Source organism: Francisella sp. SYW-9 (genome assembly GCF_008711465.1).
GTDB lineage: Bacteria > Pseudomonadota > Gammaproteobacteria > Francisellales > Francisellaceae > Francisella.
Genome location: NZ_VXKQ01000053.1, coordinates 1 through 1,748, shown reverse-complemented (window position 1 = coordinate 1,748; position 1,748 = coordinate 1). Strand labels below are relative to the sequence as shown.

Below are 1,748 nucleotides of genomic sequence, written 5' to 3'. Positions count from 1 at the left end.
ATAGTTAAGCAATTATCTAAAGTATTACCAGAGTATATGATGCCTAGTGTATTAGTTAAGATTGAATCAATGCCATTAACAGTAAATGGTAAGTTAGATCGTAAGTCATTACCGGATCCTGAATTTGTTAATGAAGATAGTTATGTAGCACCTACTACGGAACTTGAAGAGAAATTATGTAGTATATTTGCAGAAGTACTTGGATTAGAAAAAGTTGGTATTACAGATGATTTCTTTAGGATAGGTGGAGATTCTCTATTGGCTGTTAAGTTAATACATAGACTATCTGAGAAATTAAATCAAAAGATAAGTATTGTTAAATTATTTGAATGTAAAAATGTTGGAAGTTTAACTTTATATTTAATGGATACTTGTTTTTTAAATAGTTATATAGATAAGAGCGATGGCTTTGAAGAGGTAATTTAATGGATTTCATATATAAATTAAAAGAGAATAATATTAGCATATGGGCCGATAGTGATAAAATAAGAATTTTTGTACCTAATTGTATTGGTGATACGAGTTTCTATAGAAATTTTATAAAAGCAAACAAGCATGCGCTGTTATCCATTCTTATTAAAAATAATATCTTTTCAAAAAGTGATTTTCAAGAGAAGGATATTTTTAAGTTTTTAGGGGAAAAAACGGTTTTATCATCGTCTCAAGAGAGGTTATGGTTTGTGGAGCAATATGAGGGAGGCAGTAATGCCTATCATATACCAATGCTGGTGGCTTTGAAAGAAGGAATTGATATAGAAGCTCTTAAGCAAGCAATATTATCTATAGTGGAGAGGCATGAAGTATTAAGGAGTGTGTTTAGGCAAGATAGTGATGGTAATGATTATCAAATTGTATTAAATGATAGTTTAGTTATTAATGAATATAGTTATAAAAATACAGATATCTCTAAACAGATTGATAATGATACTAATACACCATTTGATTTAACTAAGGATTATCCGGTAAGGGTATCTTTGTATAAAGAAGAATCTGATATTAAGCTATTAATTAATATGCATCATATAGCAAGTGATGGCTGGTCTATAGATATACTTATTAAAGAGTTAAATGCTTATTATGATCATTATACAAATAATACTAAATTAACATTACCTGAACTAAGTATCCAGTATAAGGACTTTGCATTATGGCAGAGGGCGTATCTTGAATCAGATGTGCTTGATAAACACTTGTCCTATTGGAGGGAGAAATTAGAGGGGTATGAGACTCTTAATCTACCTACTGATTATGTAAGACCAAGTAGGATAGATTATAGCGGATCTAGAGTAGATTTTGAGATAGGTGAAGAAGTATCAAATAAGTTAAGGAAGTTAACTAAAAAACAGAACTGTTCATTATATACAGTAATGTTAAGTGCATTTTATGTATTGATGCATAAATATACATCCCAAGACGATATAGTAATAGGAACACCAATAGCCAATAGGCATCATAGTCAGATACAGGATTTAATAGGTTTCTTTGTAAATTCATTAGCATTAAGAGAGCAGATAGATGATAGTGAAAGCATATTAGGTTTAATTAGTAGAGTTCATACTAATTTAATAGAAGCACAAAGCCATCAAGATTTACCATTTGAGAAGTTAGTAAGTGAGTTAAATGTAGAGCAAGACTTAAGTAGACATCCAATATTTCAGGTAATGTTTAGTTTACAGAGCTTTGGTAGTCAAGAGAACAAATTATTCAATCCAATATTAAATAATAATTATAAAGTATCTAAATTTGAT

Annotated in this window: 2 protein-coding genes; both read left to right on the top strand. The window is 29.5% G+C overall.

Annotation, left to right across the window (positions count from 1 at the left end):
• A partial coding sequence (locus F3D62_RS12320) for a phosphopantetheine-binding protein (protein ID WP_150468541.1) occupies nucleotides 1-426 on the top strand: 426 nt, incomplete at its 5' end.
• Nucleotides 426-1,748 (top strand): condensation domain-containing protein (locus F3D62_RS12315; RefSeq protein ID WP_224732701.1); only part of this gene is annotated, 1,323 nt, incomplete at its 3' end. The genes F3D62_RS12320 and F3D62_RS12315, both read left to right, overlap by 1 nt.